This is a genomic window from Pseudomonas sp. BN414, from assembly GCF_029871275.1.
Taxonomy (GTDB): domain Bacteria; phylum Pseudomonadota; class Gammaproteobacteria; order Pseudomonadales; family Pseudomonadaceae; genus Metapseudomonas; species Metapseudomonas resinovorans_C.
On sequence record NZ_SSOL01000078.1, the window covers coordinates 1 to 16,679 of the forward strand.

The following is a 16,679-nucleotide window of genomic DNA, read 5'->3' on the forward strand; positions in this document are numbered from 1 at the left end:
AGCCGTTGCTGGGGAAGGCGAACTGCGCCGCCTCGTGGCTGGCGCGCTGCGGCCAGCGCTGGGTGATGGCCTTGCGGCGGGTGTAGAAGCGCACGCCGTCCGGGCCGTAGGCGTGGAGGTCGCCGAACAGCGAGCGCTTCCAGCCGCCGAAGCTGTGGTAGGCCACCGGGACCGGCAGCGGCACGTTGACACCGACCATGCCCACTTCGATCTCGTCGCAGAACAGGCGGGCGGCTTCGCCGTCGCGGGTGAAGATGCAGGTGCCGTTGCCGTACTCGTGGTCGTTGATCAGCTGCATGGCGTCTTCCAGGCTGCCGACGCGAACGATGCAGAGCACCGGGCCGAAGATTTCTTCCTGGTAGATGCGCATGTCGGCTTTGACGTGGTCGAACAGGGTGCCGCCAACGAAGTAGCCATCTTCATGGCCGGCCACGCGGTAGCCACGGCCATCCACCACCAGCTTGGCGCCGGCAGCGACGCCGTCGTCGATGTAGCCGACCACCTTGTCGCGGGCAGCGGCGGTGACCAGCGGGCCCATGTCCAGGCCGCAGTTGGTGCCGGCGCCGATCTTCAGGCCCTTGATCTGCGGAACGATCTTGTCCACCAGGGCATCGGCGATCTGGTCGCCTACGCACACGGCTACGGAGATGGCCATGCAGCGCTCACCGCAGGAACCGTAGGCGGCACCCATCAGTGCGCTGACCGCGTTGTCGAGGTCGGCGTCGGGCATCAGCACAGCGTGGTTCTTGGCGCCGCCCAGGGCCTGCACGCGCTTACCGCGCTTGGTGCCTTCGGCGTAGATGTATTCGGCGATGGGGGTAGAGCCGACGAAGCTCAGGGCCTTCACTTCCGGGGCTTCGATCAGCGCGTCCACGGCTTCCTTGTCGCCGTTGACCACGTTCAGCACGCCCTTGGGCAGGCCGGCCTGATGGAACAGCTCGGCGATCAGCAGGGTGGAGCTCGGGTCACGCTCGGAGGGCTTGAGGATGAAGGTGTTGCCGCAGGCGATGGCCAGCGGGTACATCCACAGCGGCACCATGGCCGGGAAGTTGAACGGGGTGATGCCGGCGACCACGCCCAGCGGCTGGAAGTCGCTCCAGGCGTCGATGTTCGGACCGACGTTGCGGGTGTATTCGCCCTTGAGGATTTCCGGGGCGGCGCAGGCGTACTCGACGTTCTCGATGCCGCGCTTCAATTCACCGGCGGCGTCTTCCAGGGTCTTGCCGTGCTCTTCGGCGATCAGCTTGGAGATCACCGCTTCGTTCTGCTCCAGCAGTTGCTTGAAGCGGAACAGCACCTGGGCGCGCTTGGCCGGCGGGGTGTTGCGCCAGGCCGGGAACGCGGCCTTGGCGGCGTCGATGGCCTGCTGGATGGTGGCGCGGCTGGCCAGGCCGACCTTGCGGTGGGCTTCGCCGGTGGACGGGTTGAACACGTCCGCGGTGCGGCCTTGGTCGTCGATGCGTTCGCCGTTGATCAGGTGCGGGATGAGGCTCATGGGCGGGGTCTCTTGTAGGGCTTTTGTCCGGTAGGTCCGCAGGGGAGGTGGCTTCCCTCACCCCAGCCCTCTCCCAGAGGGAGAGGGGGCAGACCGTGCATTACTTGATTTCGGTTTCCACGAAGACGACTTCGTGGTCGCTGGCGTTGATCACGTTGTGTTCGACGCCTGCCTTGCGGAAGTAGCTCTGCCCGGCCACCAGGGGGGCGTGTTTGTCGCCCTCCGGGGTTTCCAGCAGCAGGGTGCCGTTGGTCATCGGCACCACGACGTAGTCATAACCATGGCGGTGGCGACCGGTTTCGGCACCGGGGGCGAAGCGCCACTCGGTGACGATCACTTCGTCGTTATCCACCTGCACAGTGGGTACGGCCTGGGGACGCTGGCTCATCAGTTCACGCCCTGCAGGGCCTGGCCGACGGCATCGAACAGGCGGTCGAGTTCTTCCGGCTTGGCGTTGAAGGTCGGGCCGAACTGCAGGGTGTCGCCACCGAAGCGCACGTAGAAGCCAGCCTTCCACAGAGCCATGCCGGCCTCGAACGGACGGACGATGGCGTCGCCATCACGCGGGGCGATCTGCAGGGCACCGGCCAGGCCGCAGTTGCGGATGTCGATGACGTGCTTGGCACCTTTCAGGCCGTGGATGGCTTTCTCGAAGTGCGGGGCCAGTTCGGCGGATTGCTGCACCAGGTTTTCCTTCTCCAGCAGGTCCAGGGCGGCCAGGCCAGCGGCGCAGGCGACCGGGTGTGCGGAGTAGGTGTAGCCGTGGGTGAACTCGACGGCGTATTCGGGCGTCGCCTGGTTCATGAAGGTCTGGTAGATCTCGCGGCTGGCGATCACCGCGCCCATGGGGATGGCGCCGTTGGTGACCTGCTTGGCCACGTTCATCAGGTCCGGGGTCACGCCGAAGTATTCAGCACCAGTCATGGTGCCCATGCGGCCGAAGGCGGTGATCACTTCGTCGAAGATCAGCAGGATGTTGTTCTGATCACAGATTTCGCGCAGGCGCTGCAGGTAGCCGGCCGGCGGCACGATCACACCAGCGGAGCCGGACATCGGCTCGACGATCACTGCGGCGATGTTGGACGCGTCATGCAGTTCGATCAGTTTCAGCAGTTCATTGGCCAGCTCCACGCCGCCGGTTTCGGCTGCGCCCTTGGTGAAGGCCATGCCCGGCTGCAGGGTATGCGGCAGGTGATCGACGTCCATCAGTTGGCCGAACATCTTGCGGTTGCCGCCGATGCCGCCCAGGGCAGTGCCCGCGACGTTCACACCGTGGTAGCCGCGGGCGCGGCCAATCAGCTTGGTCTTCTGCGGTTGGCCTTTCAGGCGCCAGTAGGCGCGGGCCATCTTGATGGAGGTGTCGGCGCACTCGGAGCCAGAGCCGGTGAAGAACACGTGGTTCAGCTCGCCGGGGGTCAGGTTGGCGATCTTCTCGGCCAGTTGGAAGGACAGCGGATGGCCGTACTGGAAGCCCGGGGAGTAGTCGAGGGTGCCGAGCTGCTTGGCCACGGCTTCCTGAATTTCCTTGCGCGAGTGACCGGCACCGCAGGTCCACAGGCCGGAAAGGCTGTCATAGATGCGGCGGCCTTGGTCGTCGATCAGCCAGCTGCCTTCGGCGGCGACGATCAGGCGCGGGTCGCGCTGGAAGTTGCGGTTGGCGGAAAACGGCATCCAGTGAGCGTCCAGCTTGAGCTGGCTGGCGAGGGGAAGCTGGGCGGTCTGCGGCATGTTCATGTATGGCCTCGAAAGTGTCTTGTTCTGAGGAACGACGCGCTACTTGCTGCCGACATTGCCACGGGCATAAAGTCACGAAAATCCAACTTTACTTATCTTTAGATCAGAGGTTACTAAACCATGAGCAGCCGCCGCCCCGAGCCGCTGGCGCAGGTCAGCGATTTCGACATCCGCCTGCTGCGCATCTTCCGCAGCGTGGTGGAATGCGGCGGTTTCTCCGCTGCCGAGAGCGTGCTGGGCATCGGCCGCTCGGCCATCAGCCAGCAGATGAGCGACCTGGAGCAACGCCTCGGCCTGCGCCTGTGCCAGCGTGGCCGCGCCGGCTTCGCGCTGACCGAGGAAGGTCGCGAGGTGTTCCAGTCGTCGATGCAGTTGCTGGCGGCACTGGAAACCTTCCGCACCGAGGTCAATGGCCTGCACCAGCACCTGCGCGGCGAGCTGAACATCGGCCTCACCGACAACCTGGTGACCCTGCCGCACATGCGCATAACGAACGCCCTCGCCCGCCTCAAGACCCTCGGGCCAGATGTGCAGATCAACATCCGCATGACGCCGCCCAGCGAAGTGGAGCAAGGGGTACTCGACGGGCGCTTGCATGTCGGCGTGGTACCGCAGACCGCCGCCCTCTCCGGCCTGGAGTATCAGCCGCTGTACAGCGAGCGTTCGCTGCTCTACTGCGCCGTCGGCCACCCGCTGTTCTATGCCGACGACGCGCAACTGAGCGACGAACGCCTGAACCAGCAGGACGCCATCGCCCCCACCTTCCGCCTGCCGGCGGATATCCAGTCGCACTACCAGGTGCTCAACAGCACGGCCAGCGCCTCGGACCGCGAGGGCATGGCCTTCCTGATCCTTACCGGGCGCTACATTGGCTACCTGCCGGACCACTACGCCAGCTTCTGGGTGCAACAGGGGCGCCTGCGGGCGCTGAAACCGGCGAGTCGCTTCTATGACCTGTCCCTGGCCTCGGTAACCCGCAAGGGTCGCCGGCCGCACCTGGTGCTGGAGAGTTTCCTCGAAGCGCTGGCCGCAACCAGTTGAGGAACCGGGTCTCGTAGGGTGGATCACGCTTCACCGATCCACCTTCAGCGCCTGGCCTGGCCTCGCTGGTGGATGTAAAAAGCGACATCCACCCTACCGCCTTATGCGGATTCATGTGGGATCCGGCCCTATTTCGGTGCAGCCCCGAAAAATCCGTGGATAACCTGACCGGCGCAACAGTTTTGGCTTGTCGGACAGGCCAGGCTTGGGGTATCTGTGCAGACGCCATTTCCCTATAAGAATCAGGAAGCCTATGACCTCACTGGTGCCCGCCCACAGCCCGAATCCTTCCGCGAAACCCGTCGGACGCATCCGTCAGAAGAACGAAGAACTGATACTTGCGGCTGCCGAGGAAGAGTTCGCCCGCCACGGATTCAAAGGCACCAGCATGAACACCATCGCCGTGCGCGCCGGGCTGCCCAAGGCCAACCTGCATTACTACTTCAGCAACAAGCTGGGGCTGTACATCGCGGTGTTGAGCAACCACCTGGAACTCTGGGACAGCACTTTCAACGCCCTCACCGCCGAAGATGATCCGGCCGAGGCGCTGGCCCGCTACATCCGCGCCAAGATGGAGTTTTCCCGTCGCCATCCACTGGCCTCGAAAATCTTCGCCATGGAGATCATCAGCGGCGGCGGCTGCCTGGCTGAGCACTTCGATCAGGACTATCGCATCTGGTTCAAGGGGCGCGCGGGCGTGTTCGAAGCCTGGATCGCCGCCGGCAAGATGGACCCGGTGGACCCGGTCAACCTGATCTTCCTGCTCTGGGGCAGCACCCAGCATTACGCCGACTTCAACACCCAGATCTGCCGCGTCACCGGCCGCAAGCGCCTGACCAAGGAAGACTTCGAAGCGGCCACGCAGAACCTCATCCAGATCATCCTCAAGGGCTGCGGCCTGACTCCGCCCGCGACCGCCTGATGCCTTACACGCTGTCCGCTCCCGCCGAATACCGCGAGGAGATCAAGAAGAGCCGCTTCATCGCCCACGCCGCTCCAGTGGCGAGCGTCGAGGAAGCGCAGGCCTTCATCGCACGCTTTTCCGAGCCCGGCGCATCGCATAACTGCTGGGCCTGGAAGCTGGGCAACCAGTACCGTTTCAGCGACGACGGCGAACCCGGCGGCACCGCCGGCCGCCCCATCCTCGCGGCCATCGAAGGCCAGGATTGCGACCAGGTGGCCGTACTGGTGATCCGCTATTACGGGGGCATCCAGCTCGGCACCGGCGGCCTCGCCCGCGCCTATGGCGGCAGCGCCGCCAAATGCCTGCAAGGTGGCCAGCGCGTCGAACTGGTGGCGCGCAGCCGCATCAGCTGTCACCCCGGCTTTGCCGAGCTCCCCCTGCTCAAGGCGCGCCTGAGCGAGTTCGAAGCCCTGGTGGAAAGCGAAGCCTTCGATGCCGAAGGCGCGGAACTGGTGCTGGCACTCCCCGAAAGCCAGATCACCAGGCTGGAGCAGGTCCTGCGGGATATCAGCCGGGGCCGGCTTGGCGTGAAGCGCCTGTAGGGGCGAATTCATTCGCCAACCGGACCGAAGGTTCGGCCATTCACCCTCCGAGGAGGCAGCTACGCCGCCCTTGTCGATTGAAATCGACCCCACGGGTGAGCGTGCCCCTATCTGCGCCACCCACATTTTCTGTGGAGCCCGCTGTGGATAACTCGTGGGCTTTTTCCTGGAACGCCGCAGCTGCGCGGCTTAGCGAGAACTGTTCGCTTTTTGCCCAGTAGCCGACTTATCCCCTGCCCCAAACATAAGCATCTGATTTGCGGTGCATTCCTCCGCGCACCAATGCAGAGCGGCAAGCGCTCGGCAGGTCCAACCTTGTCCACCCCCAACGGGGAAAAGACTGTGGATAAGCTTGGGAGTATCCGCCGCAGCCCAAGGCTGGCGAGCCTTGCGGAAGGCTGATCAAAAAACGAACAGAACCAACCAGACGAAGAGTGCCCGTCCCTGGCGAATGAATCTGCCCAAACAACAGGTAAACTTTCCGCCATCCCCGCCTGATGAAGAGAATCCACCATGTACGAATGGCTGAATGCCCTGCCCAAGGCCGAGCTCCACTTGCACCTGGAGGGTTCACTGGAACCCGAACTGCTGTTCGCCCTGGCCGAACGCAACAAGGTGGTGCTGCCCTGGGCCGATGTGGAAACCCTGCGCAAGGCATACGCCTTCAACAACCTGCAGGAGTTCCTCGACCTCTACTACGCCGGCGCCGACGTGCTGCGCACCGAGCAGGATTTCTACGACCTCACCTGGGCCTACCTGCAACGCTGCAAGGCACAGAACGTGATCCACACCGAGCCCTTCTTCGACCCGCAGACCCACACCGATCGCGGCATTCCCTTCGAAGTGGTGCTGTCCGGCATCCGCCAGGCCCTGGAAGACGGTCGCGAACAACTGGGCATCAGCTCCGGGCTGATCCTCAGCTTCCTGCGCCACCTCTCTGAAGACGAGGCACAGAAAACCCTCGACCAGGCGCTGCCGTTCCGCGACGCCTTCATCGCCGTCGGCCTGGACAGTTCGGAAAAGGGGCATCCGCCGAGCAAGTTCCAGCGGGTGTTCGACCGCGCCCGCGCCGAAGGCTTCCTCACCGTTGCCCACGCTGGCGAGGAAGGCCCGCCGGAGTACATCTGGGAAGCCCTGGACCTGCTCAAGATAGAGCGCATCGACCACGGCGTACGCGCCGTCGAGGACGAGCAACTGATGCAGCGCATCATCGACGAACAGATTCCGCTCACCGTCTGCCCGCTGTCCAACATCAAGCTCTGCGTGTTCGACCACATGCGCCAGCACAACATCCTGGACATGCTGGAGCGCGGCGTGAAGGTAACAGTGAACTCCGACGACCCTGCCTACTTCGGCGGCTACGTGACAGAGAACTTCGCCGCCCTGCACGAGCACCTTGGCATGACCGAGGACCAGGCGAAGCGCCTGGCGCAGAACAGCCTGGATGCGCGGCTGATCAAATAAGGCAGCCGCTGAATTCGTAGGGTGCGCACGGCGCACCCTACCGGATCGGCTTCGGCGTTTCCTACAACGAAGCTGCCGGACGCGGCGTCAGCAAACGCAGGATGCTGCCGAGCAACATGCCGTAGAGCGGCACGAAGAACACCAGGCTGATGGCCAGCTTGACGCCATAGTCGACGGTAGCGATCTCCACCCAGTGCTCGGCCATGAAGGGGTTGTCGCTGCGCCAGAAGGCCACGGAGAAGAAGGCGAAGGTATCCAGCAGGTTGCCGGCGATGGTCGAGGCCACCGGGGCTATCCACCACTGGCGCATCTGTCGCAGGCGGTCGAAGACCTGGATATCCAGCACCTGGCCCAGGACATAGGCGAGGAAGCTGGCCAGGGAAATCCGCGCGACGAACAGGTTGAACTCACCGAGAGCGACAAAGCCCTGGAAAGTCGCTTCCTGGAACAGGACCGACACCACATAGGACGCCAGCAGCGCCGGCACCATGACCCGCGCGATGACCCGGCGTGCCGCCACCTTGCCCATCAGGCGCACGGTGAGGTCGGTGGCCAGGAATATGAAGGGAAAGCTGAACGCGCCCCAGGTGGTGTGCCAGCCGAACAGGGTAATGGGCAGCTGCACCAGGTAGTTGCTGGCGATGATGATGAGGATGTGGAAAGCGATCAGGCCGGTCAGGGCCGGGCGCCAGATCGAGGGCGTTGCAGCGGGCATAGTGGTTCGCATCCTTTTTGCCGATGGGGTGAGGGAACCCATGTCGCGGCCCCCTGGCCGACGACGGCGCGCATTCTAACTTGACCCGCGCGTCAGGAAAAGACGCTTCGTCCGAGCCCGCATCCATTTGCGGCAAAAACGCTGTAGGGGCGAATTTATTCGCTGTGTGCATTAGGTGTTGTAAGTGGCTGCAATGCCCGTAGGAGCTGGCTTGCCAGCGATGGCCACTTTTCGCTAGCGAGCTAGCTCCTACAATGGCGAATAAATTCGCCCCTACAAAGGAGAAGGGCCGCGATGCGGCCCTCAGTCGCGAAGCGGCTTGCGTCGCCCCGTCACCATGGACCACGGCAGGTTCTCACGCAGGCGCACGCTTTCCACCAGCGCGGCCAGCACGTGCAGGCAGGCCAGCCAGAACAGGCTATCGGCCATGAAGACATGGATGTCGCGAGGCAGGTCGTCGCCCCAGAAGTAGTCCACTTCTTCCATCAGGAAACCGGTGACGCCGAGGCCGAACATCAGCAGCAGCATGAGGATCATCACCAGCCCGCCCAGGGGCGAGTGCCCCATGCGGTGCAGGTGGCCGCCGCTCAGCAGCGTCCTGGCATGGGCCGCCAGTTGCGAGGGACGCGGCGAGAAATCCGCCCAGCGCGCAGATGCGGGGCCGACGAAGCCCCACACCAGCCGCACCAGCACCACCGCCACGGCGTAATAGCCGAGCCAGCGGTGCCAGCCGTCACCTGCCTCGTTGAGGAAGTAGTCACCGATGAAGGCAGCCACCAGGGACCAGTGGCCAATCCTTATTATCGGGTCCCAGAGGCGAACGGTTTCGGTGCTCACGGATTAGTCCTCGATCTCCTGCTTGACCACCTTGCCGTCAACCGGGTTGAAGTAGATCTCGACTTTGCGCTTGTCCTTGTCCCAACCGTAGATCTCGTAGCAGTTGCCAGCGGTCACCTTGAACTTCTTGATGTCGTAGCCCTGGGCCTTGAGGTCTTCCTGGAACTTGGCCTGGTCTTGCCAGGTGGACTTATCGGCGGTGGTGCACTCGGTCTTGGCGAAGGTCAGGGGGCTGACGAGGGCCAGGGAAAGAAGGAGCAGCTTACGCATGGTAAAGACCTCGATTCGTACGTGGTAATGCGGGGGACATTGCAAGGCGTTCTCATTCACCGCCATGACAATGGAGCGTAGGTCAGGCCCTGCTGGCTGTCATTTGCCGGCCTGCCGATCTCAGCGAAGTTCGACCGCGAATTGACCCCTTCCTGCATGCTTGGCCCGGTAGCAAGCTGTATCAGCCTGTTTCAGGAGCTCCGCCGGCTGCGCGTTGGCACTGTGAATGCAGGCGATGCCAACGCTGGCGCCTACGCGGAATTCCTGGCCTTCCCACTCCAGAACCACGCCCTGGATCTGGGCGATCAGCCGCGCCGCCAGCAGTTCCGCCTGGGACAACGGGCAACTGCGCAGGATCAGTGCGAACTCGTCGCCCCCCAGCCGCGCCAGCTGGTCACCCGCGCGGACCTGGGCCTGCATCAGCCTGGCGAGCTGGCGCAGCAGCTCATCCCCGGCGGCGTGACCGGCGTTGTCGTTGACCTGCTTGAAGCGGTCCAGGTCGATGAAGCAGAGCACGCTGTTGCCATCGTTCTGCACGACCTCGCGACAGCTTTCGGCAAGGGCATCCTCGAAGGCCGAACGATTGAGCAGTCCGGTCAGCGCATCGTGGCTTGCGGCGTAGCGCAGGTGCTTCTGCATGGCGCGGGCTTCGCTGACGTCGGTGAGCACCAGCACACTGCCGAGCATTGTGCCGTCGCCCGCACGCATGGGGGCCGCCTGACCGCGCAGGGCGATGGTACCCCCGGCCGGGTGACGCAGCGAGGCGAGGCCCTGGAGACTGGCCGCGCTGCCACGCTCCAGACAATCGCGCACCGGGTTGGGCACCAGCCGCCCGTCCTCCCCTTCCAGCAGCAACACCTGTTCGATGGGCAGACCCCGGGCCTCGTCGCTGCTCCAGCCACTGAGGCGTTCGGCCACCGGATTAAGGAAGCTGACCCTGCCTTCCAGGTCGGAGGTGATGACGCCGTCGCCAATGGCATCGAGGGTCACCTGCAGGCGCTCGCGTTCATCACGCAGGCGCTCGGCAAGCTGGTGCAGCTCGCTGACGTCCCAGTTGGTGCCGACCATGCGCAGCGGCTGGCCGTTGGCATCGCAGACCAGTCGCGCATGTCCCTTGAGCACGCGATGGTTGCCGTCGCCACGACGAATACGGAACTCGATGTCCAGGCGCCGGCTGCCTTCCCGCGCGGCCAGCACTTCGCGTTCGGCGCGGTTGGCATCGTCCGGGTGCAGATGGGCCCGCCAGTCGGCGAAGGACAGTTCATCACCCAAGCTGCGGCCATACAGGCGATACATGCCCTCGTCCCAGAGCAGGCGATCGTTGACCAGGTCCCATTCCCAGACGCCGACACCGCTGGCCTCGGTCGCCACCGAATAGCGGCGCGCCAGTTCCGCCTCGCGCTCCTCGGCACGCTTGCGCCGGTCGATGTCCTCGATCTGCGCAATGAAGTACAGCGGCTCACCTTCGTGGTCGCGCACCAGGGATACCGCGAGCAATCCCCAGATCTCCCGCCCACTCTTGTGCAGATAGCGCTTTTCCAGGCGGTAACTGTGACGCCGCCCGGCGAGCACCTCGCGCACCAGTTCAAGGTCGCCTTCCAGATCGTCGGGGTGGGTGACGTCCTGGAAGTTCAGGCGGGCGAGTTCCTCTTCCGCATAGCCGAGCATGTCGCAGAGCGCCCGATTGACTCGCTGCCAGCGGCCATCCAGCCCCACCAGCGCCATGCCGATGGCGGAATGGTCCATGGCGTCACGAAAGCGTGATTCGCTGGCCGCCAGTTCGCGCCGGCGCCGACGCAGTTGTTCCAAAGCCGAGGCAAGCAACAGCGCCGGCAACAGCGCCAGCAGCAGCGGCAGGTAGATCAGCAGGTCGCGCCAGCCCTCCTGCGGAACCGGCAGCGCGAGCATGCCCATGGCAATGATCAGGCCGCCGCTCACCGACGCTAGCGCCACCAGCAGTGCGGTGCTGGCGAAGGTCAGGCGCACTGCGGCGATTATCAGCGGCAGGGACAGGTAGACGAAGGGGAACGGCAACAGCAGCAGGGCGAAGGGCGTGCCCAGCACCACCAGCCCCACGTAGAGCAGCAGTTCGTGGTGGCGGCGCTCGCCGATCAGCTCCCAGCCGCTGTGCTGGCGCAACCAGACGGCCAGGGGCAACACCGAGACGGCGCCGAGCATGGCGCCCTCGACCCAGTACATCCAGCCCCGTTCGAAGGAATCCAGCCCCTGCCAGGCGAGGATGCTGGCCCCCAGGCTGGCGCCCATCAATGGCGGTAGCAGGGCACCGAAAAAGATGAACTGGAGGAAGGCCCCGGGGCTTTCGTTCATCCGCAATGCCGCGCCGCTAACCCGCAACAGGGACGCCGCCAGCGCCACTTCCAGCAGGTTGGGCGGAATGAAGCTCGCCGCCCGTAAAAAGCCATCGCCGAAGGTCAGGTTGGCCAGAAGATCGGCGAGCATCGCCACCGCCAGCAAGGGCACCCAGCGGCGCAGTGGCTGGTCCCAGAGCAAGGCCACGGTGAAGGCGTTGGCGTACCAGAGGGTGGCAATGCTGCCGGGCTGGCGAGACAACCAGACAGCCCCCAGGGCCAGCAGCAGGTAACCGCTGAAGACCAGCAGCAAGGTCGGCAGGAAAGCACCGGGCTCGCGGTTACGCAGCATCAGCCGGCACTCCCACGGCAGGCGCCAGGCGCGGGCCCGGCAGGATTCAGGCAGGTCGGATACAAGTCAGCCACGGGAATCTCCACGCAGGCCACGGCTTATCCAGACGATAGCGGAACCTCAGGCCCGAGCAATTCGACGATCAGACGCCGGCATTGCCACGACCGACACTCAACTCCAGGGCGCGCCGACGAGTAGCGTGGCGCAGCGAACCTGGACGAACTCGCGGAGCAGCCGTACCGGCTTGCTGAGCTGGGCACGGTGGGCGCAAATGAGGTTCAGCGGCGTGGCCTGCCCACGGTACTGCGGCAAGGCCAGTTCCAGGCGCCCGGCCTGGATATCCCCGGCCACGTCCAGCCAGGACTTGTAGATGAGCCCCTGCCCGGCCAGTGCCCAACGTCGCACGACGTCGGCATCGTCGCAGATACGGTTGCCGCTCACGGCCACCACTTGCTCGCGCCGCCCTTCGCTGAAGCTCCAGCGATCATGCACGCGCCCGCCCAGCTGGTAGAGCAGGCAGTTGTGCCCCGCCAGGTCCTCAGGTTGCTGCGGCCGGCCATGACGGGCGAAGTAATCGGGGGAGGCGCAAAGCACTCGGCGATTGGCGGCGGCCAGAGGCAACGCCACCAGGCTGGAGTCTTCCGGCTCGCCGTAGCGGATGGCGATGTCCACCGATTGGCGGAACAGATCGGCAACCCGGTCGCTGAGGTGCAGGCGAATGGCCAGGCGCGGGTGCTCACGCTGGAAGTCATCAAGCCAGGGCACCAGCACATTGCGGCCGAAATCCGAGGGCACCGAGAGCTGCAGCACCCCTGCGATATCTTCGCGGCCGCCCGCCAGTTGCCGCTGCCCCTCTTCCAGGCTGGCCAGGGCATTGCGCGCATGGACGAGGAACTGCTCGCCCTCGGGCGTCAGGCGCAGGCTGCGGGTGGAGCGGGCGAACAGGCGCACCTCCAGCTGCTGCTCCAGGCGCTTGAGCGCGGCGCTGGCCACGGCCGGTGAGACATCCAGCTTGCGGGCAGCGGCCGAGAGGCTACCGTGGTCAGCGGTGCTGACGAACAGGGCGAGATCGTCGAGGCGCAGCATTTTCAAATTCTCATTGAAAGACTGTCGCTTTCTAGCCGATTTCTCTCGTCAGCGAAATAACCGACCATGCGGCGCATCAAGCCCCATGCGGAGAATCCCGATGAAAGCCGTCGCCTATTTCCAGAACCTGCCCATCGACAACCCCGAGTCCTTGCAGGACATCCTGTTGCCGGAGCCACAACCCGGACCGCACGACCTGCTGGTGGAGGTCCGTGCCATTTCGGTCAACCCGGTGGACACCAAGGTCCGCCGCAATGCGCCTCCCGAAGCCGGTCAACCCAAGGTGCTGGGCTGGGACGTGGCAGGTGTGGTCAAGGCGGTGGGCAGCGACGTCACCCTGTTCCAGCCGGGCGACCGCGTGTTCTACGCCGGCGACCTGACTCGTCCGGGCGGCAACGCGGAAGTCCATCGGGTGGATGAGCGCATCGTCGGCCACATGCCGGAGAGCCTGGACTTCGCCCAGGCCGCCGCCCTGCCGCTGACCTCCATCACCGCCTGGGAGCTGCTGTTCGACCGTCTGCAGATCGCCGAGGGAGCGGCCGACCAGGGCCAGAGCCTGCTGGTGGTTGGCGCTGCCGGTGGTGTGGGTTCGATCCTGGTACAACTGGCCCGACAACTCACCGGCCTGACCGTGATCGGTACCGCCTCCCGCCCGGAAACCCAAGCCTGGGTCCGCGAACTGGGGGCCCACCATGTGCTGGACCACAGCAAGCCCCTGGCCGAGGAACTGCGCCGCGCCGGCCTCACCCAGGTCACCCACGTGGCCAGCCTGACCCAGACCGATCAGCACCTGGATCAGCTGGTGGAAGCCCTGGCGCCCCAGGGTCGGCTCGGTCTGATCGACGATCCGGCTTCGCTGGACGTGGCCAAGCTCAAGCGCAAGAGCCTGTCCCTGCACTGGGAGTTCATGTACACACGCTCGATGTTCCAGACGCCGGACATCCTCGAACAGCACCGCCTGCTGGAGCGTGTCAGCCAACTGATCGACGCGGGCGTGCTGAAGACCACCGTGGGCGAGCACTTTGGCACCATCAGCGCCACCAACCTGCGCCGCGCCCATGCGCTGCTGGAAAGTGGCAAGGCCAAGGGCAAGATCGTGCTGGAGGGCTTCTGAGCCTGTCCGTGAGGGGACTTCTTTTCTGTAGGAGCGAGCTTGCTCGCGAAAGACCGCGCTCGGGCTGTTCGCGAGCAAGCTCGCTCCTACAAGACAGGCACCGCATCTCTTCTGTGGGAGCGAATTCATTCGCGAATCGCCGGCCCTGACCGGCGAGCCGATGCGCTGGCGAACGGTCCGGTACGCGAGTGCAGAGGGACTATGCTTTTTCTCGTCTCGCCAGCGGCCGGCCACGCCGCATCGCTTCAGCTCCGCCGGGGTTCAGGATGCATCCCACCGTCGTGCGGCCCGCCATTCGCGCAGGCCTTTACCTGTTATGCGCCGGCGCCTGGCTCCTGGTCCTTGGCGCGGGGCCGCTCAGCGTCTTCGTACTGATCCTGTTCAGCGCCCTGCTGATCTTCTTCCTCGAACGCCGCCACCGCCTGGGCCGCGAGCACCTGCGCCAAGGACTGAGGCGCACCAGCCTGCAACTGGAGCAGGCGCAGCGTGACGCGACCCTGGGCAATTGGGAGTTCGATCATCGTTTCGCCTGGAGCCTGGGCGCCCAGCGCATTCTCGGCTGCGGCGGCGAAGACAGCCTTGAAGACCTGCTGAACCGCTTCCACCCGGCCGACCGCGGCAACGTGCAACGCAGCCTCGAAGCGCTGTTCCAGCAAGGCGCGGCCCTTGCGGTGAATGCACGGCTGAACCTCCCCAGCGACCGGCAGACGGTGTGGCTGGCCTTGCGCGGCGAGGTCCAGCCCGATGGCCGCTCATTCGGCACGCTGCAGGACATCAGTACCCAGAAGCGCGACGAGGAGGCCCTGCGCGCCAGCGAACTACGCTTCCGCCAGTTGTTCGAGCAGACGCCCCGCATCGCGGTGCAGGGCTACGACCGTCAGCGCCGGGTGATCTACTGGAACCGCGCCAGTGAGCAGCTCTACGGCTACACGCTGGAGCAAGCCATGGGGCGTCATCTGGAGGAGCTCATCATTCCGCCTGCCATGCGCGAGCAGGTGGTGGCCGATATCAACAACTGGCTGATCGGCGGCCCCGCCGTCCCCGCCAGTGAACTGACCCTGCAACGCAGCGATGGCAGCCCGGTGACGGTGTTCTCCAGCCATCTGGTGCTGCGCAACCTGCACAACCAGTTGGAGCTCTACTGCGTCGACATCGATTTCAGCGCCCTGAAGTCAGCGCGGGACGCTTTGCGGCAGAGCGAGAATCGTTACCAGGAATTGCTGGAAAGCCTTGCCCAGCACGCCCCAGAGCGCCAATCAAGCAGCAGCGAACAGGGCTAGGACGAACGGTATCGACCACCAGTCGGCTGCTTGATACAGGTCATTTTCTGTCATCTGGCCGGGTCTACACTCAGCTTCCCCGCCACTTGATTGGGAGATGACCGAGGTGAAAATTCTTGTCCGTCCGACCGCCACCCCGCAGGGTTCCGGCTGGCAAGTCTGCCTTGACCAGCATGCGGTGAGCTTTCGTAGCGAGGCCGAAGCACGCCGATTCGTCAGCGTCCTCGAAGAGCGCCTGAAGGCGCCCCACGTCTTGCCTGACTGGTCTAGACGGATCGCGAGTTAACCCAGGGGCGCCTGGCCGTTACGGTCGAGGCGCCAGGTCAGCAACGAACAGGCGACTGCCGCGCAGCCGCACAGGCTGATGACCAGGGCCAGGGGCATGGCAGTGCCGTCGTGCAGCCACCCCACAAGCGCGGCAGCTCCCGCCGCCACTCCAAACTGCAGACTGCCCATCAACGCCGAGGCGCTACCCGCGTTCTGACCCTGGCCAGCCATTGCGCAGGCCGAGCCGTTGGGCAGGATGCACCCCAGGCTGGCGATGCAGCCGAACAGCGGTAACAGTAGCGGCCACAGCGATTGCGTTTGCAGGCTGGAAACCGCCAACAGCGCCAGCGCACACACCAGATAGACCCAGACCATCCGCCGCATCCAGAAGGACGGCCCGCGATGACGGAGCAGCACGGCATTGATCTGGGCCACCAGGATGAATCCCGCCGCGTTGGAGCCGAACAGCCAGCCGTAGTGCTCAGGCGGCACGCCATAGAGTTCGATGAAAACGAAGGGCGAGCCGGCGATGTAGGCGAACATCCCGGCGATGGCGAAACCACCGGTCATGCCATAGGCGAGAAACTGCCAGTCGCCGAACAACCGACGGTACTGCCCGAGCGCACCATTCAACGGCGCACGTGGCGTGACGTTGGAAAGCGTCTCCGGCAGCCAGGCGGCGATGCCCAGCAGCACCAGCGCGCTGAATAGCGTCAGGCCCCAGAAGATCGATTGCCAGCCGAACAGCTCCAGCAGAAGTCCTCCGCCCAGGGGCGCCAGGATAGGCGCCAACCCCATCACCAGCATCAACTGCGAGAAGGCCTTGGCCGAGGCGATGGGATCGCAGAGATCACGCACCACCGCCCGCGACACCACCATCCCCGCGCAGCCACCCAGGGCCTGGACGAAGCGCGCGCCAATCAGCCACTCCAGGCTGGGCGCCAGGGCGCAGGCGACCGAAGCCAGGGTGAAGATAGTCACCCCCACCAGCAACGGTGGCCGCCGCCCGAAGCGGTCCGCCAGCGGGCCATAGATCAGTTGGCCGAGCGCCAGGCCAATGAAGTAGGACGCCAAGGTGAGCTGCACATGCTCCACGTCGGTGGCGAAGGCTTTGGCGAGCGCCGGGAAACTGGGCAGGTAGAAGTCGATGGCCATGGGGCCAAAAGCGCTGAGGGCGCCTAGAAGGAGGAGGATGCGGAAAGTCATGGT

16 protein-coding genes are annotated in these 16,679 nt (G+C 64.9%); 7 read left to right on the forward strand and 9 right to left on the reverse strand.

Going from position 1 to position 16,679, the window contains the following annotated elements:
• The 3 genes from E8E95_RS25380 to E8E95_RS25390 form a co-directional block, all read right to left on the reverse strand.
• On the reverse strand, window positions 1-1,495 hold a 1,495-nt coding region (locus E8E95_RS25380; RefSeq protein WP_280348325.1), incomplete at its 3' end, for a CoA-acylating methylmalonate-semialdehyde dehydrogenase.
• Between the two features lie 100 nt (window positions 1,496-1,595).
• Window positions 1,596-1,883: a cupin domain-containing protein gene (locus E8E95_RS25385; RefSeq protein ID WP_120654413.1), complete on the reverse strand. Its 288-nt coding sequence runs from the start codon at window positions 1,881-1,883 to the stop codon at window positions 1,596-1,598.
• On the reverse strand, window positions 1,883-3,229 hold the full coding sequence (locus tag E8E95_RS25390) for an aspartate aminotransferase family protein (protein WP_280354809.1): 1,347 nt from the start codon (window positions 3,227-3,229) through the stop codon (window positions 1,883-1,885). Before E8E95_RS25390 ends, E8E95_RS25385 begins: the two co-directional genes overlap by 1 nt.
• Before the next feature lie 120 nt (window positions 3,230-3,349).
• Here E8E95_RS25390 and E8E95_RS25395 point away from each other — a divergent pair, with 120 nt between their 5' ends.
• The 4 genes from E8E95_RS25395 (at window position 3,350) to E8E95_RS25410 (ending at window position 7,240) form a co-directional block, all read left to right on the forward strand.
• Window positions 3,350-4,270, forward strand: coding sequence for a LysR family transcriptional regulator (locus tag E8E95_RS25395; protein WP_280354811.1), 921 nt, complete (start codon window positions 3,350-3,352; stop codon window positions 4,268-4,270).
• Window positions 4,271-4,523: 253 nt separating this feature from the next.
• Window positions 4,524-5,192 carry a TetR/AcrR family transcriptional regulator gene (locus tag E8E95_RS25400; RefSeq protein ID WP_280354812.1) on the forward strand — a complete coding sequence of 223 codons (669 nt, stop codon included), beginning with the start codon at window positions 4,524-4,526 and terminating at the stop codon, window positions 5,190-5,192.
• Window positions 5,192-5,776, forward strand: a complete 585-nt coding sequence (locus E8E95_RS25405; RefSeq protein ID WP_280354813.1) for a YigZ family protein — start codon at window positions 5,192-5,194, stop codon at window positions 5,774-5,776. Before E8E95_RS25400 ends, E8E95_RS25405 begins: the two co-directional genes overlap by 1 nt.
• A 513-nt stretch (window positions 5,777-6,289) precedes the next feature.
• A complete protein-coding gene (locus tag E8E95_RS25410; RefSeq protein WP_280354815.1) occupies window positions 6,290-7,240 on the forward strand; it encodes an adenosine deaminase in 951 nt (316 codons plus the stop codon).
• A 61-nt stretch (window positions 7,241-7,301) separates the two neighbouring features.
• Here E8E95_RS25410 and E8E95_RS25415 read toward each other — a convergent pair whose 3' ends face one another.
• From E8E95_RS25415 to E8E95_RS25435, 5 genes are all read right to left on the reverse strand, one after another.
• A complete protein-coding gene (locus tag E8E95_RS25415) occupies window positions 7,302-7,955 on the reverse strand; it encodes a 7-cyano-7-deazaguanine/7-aminomethyl-7-deazaguanine transporter (RefSeq protein WP_280354816.1) in 654 nt (217 codons plus the stop codon).
• Between the two features lie 303 nt (window positions 7,956-8,258).
• Window positions 8,259-8,792 (reverse strand): cytochrome b/b6 domain-containing protein, encoded by a 534-nt coding sequence (locus E8E95_RS25420; RefSeq protein WP_280354818.1) that lies wholly within the window; start codon window positions 8,790-8,792, stop codon window positions 8,259-8,261.
• Window positions 8,793-8,795: 3 nt separating this feature from the next.
• Window positions 8,796-9,062 carry a PepSY domain-containing protein gene (locus tag E8E95_RS25425; protein WP_179059695.1) on the reverse strand — a complete coding sequence of 89 codons (267 nt, stop codon included), beginning with the start codon at window positions 9,060-9,062 and terminating at the stop codon, window positions 8,796-8,798.
• Window positions 9,063-9,182: 120 nt separating this feature from the next.
• The gene (locus tag E8E95_RS25430) at window positions 9,183-11,723 is read right to left on the reverse strand and encodes a PAS domain S-box protein (RefSeq protein ID WP_280354821.1); all 2,541 of its coding nucleotides are present in this window, start codon (window positions 11,721-11,723) and stop codon (window positions 9,183-9,185) included.
• Between the two features lie 171 nt (window positions 11,724-11,894).
• Window positions 11,895-12,809, reverse strand: a complete 915-nt coding sequence (locus E8E95_RS25435; protein ID WP_280354822.1) for a LysR family transcriptional regulator — start codon at window positions 12,807-12,809, stop codon at window positions 11,895-11,897.
• 100 nt (window positions 12,810-12,909) lie between these two features.
• Between E8E95_RS25435 and E8E95_RS25440 the strand changes: the two genes are divergently transcribed.
• From E8E95_RS25440 to E8E95_RS25450, 3 genes are all read left to right on the forward strand, one after another.
• A complete protein-coding gene (locus E8E95_RS25440; RefSeq protein ID WP_280354823.1) occupies window positions 12,910-13,923 on the forward strand; it encodes a zinc-binding alcohol dehydrogenase family protein in 1,014 nt (337 codons plus the stop codon).
• Window positions 13,924-14,189: 266 nt separating this feature from the next.
• On the forward strand, window positions 14,190-15,203 hold the full coding sequence (locus E8E95_RS25445; protein ID WP_280354825.1) for a PAS domain S-box protein: 1,014 nt from the start codon (window positions 14,190-14,192) through the stop codon (window positions 15,201-15,203).
• Window positions 15,204-15,309: 106 nt separating this feature from the next.
• Complete coding sequence (locus E8E95_RS25450) at window positions 15,310-15,489, forward strand: hypothetical protein (RefSeq protein WP_120655344.1); 180 nt, start codon at window positions 15,310-15,312, stop codon at window positions 15,487-15,489.
• Here E8E95_RS25450 and E8E95_RS25455 read toward each other — a convergent pair.
• On the reverse strand, window positions 15,486-16,676 hold the full coding sequence (locus E8E95_RS25455; RefSeq protein WP_280354827.1) for a Bcr/CflA family multidrug efflux MFS transporter: 1,191 nt from the start codon (window positions 16,674-16,676) through the stop codon (window positions 15,486-15,488). The two genes, E8E95_RS25450 and E8E95_RS25455, sit on opposite strands and share 4 nt — an antisense overlap.
• Window positions 16,677-16,679: the final 3 nt, after the last annotated feature.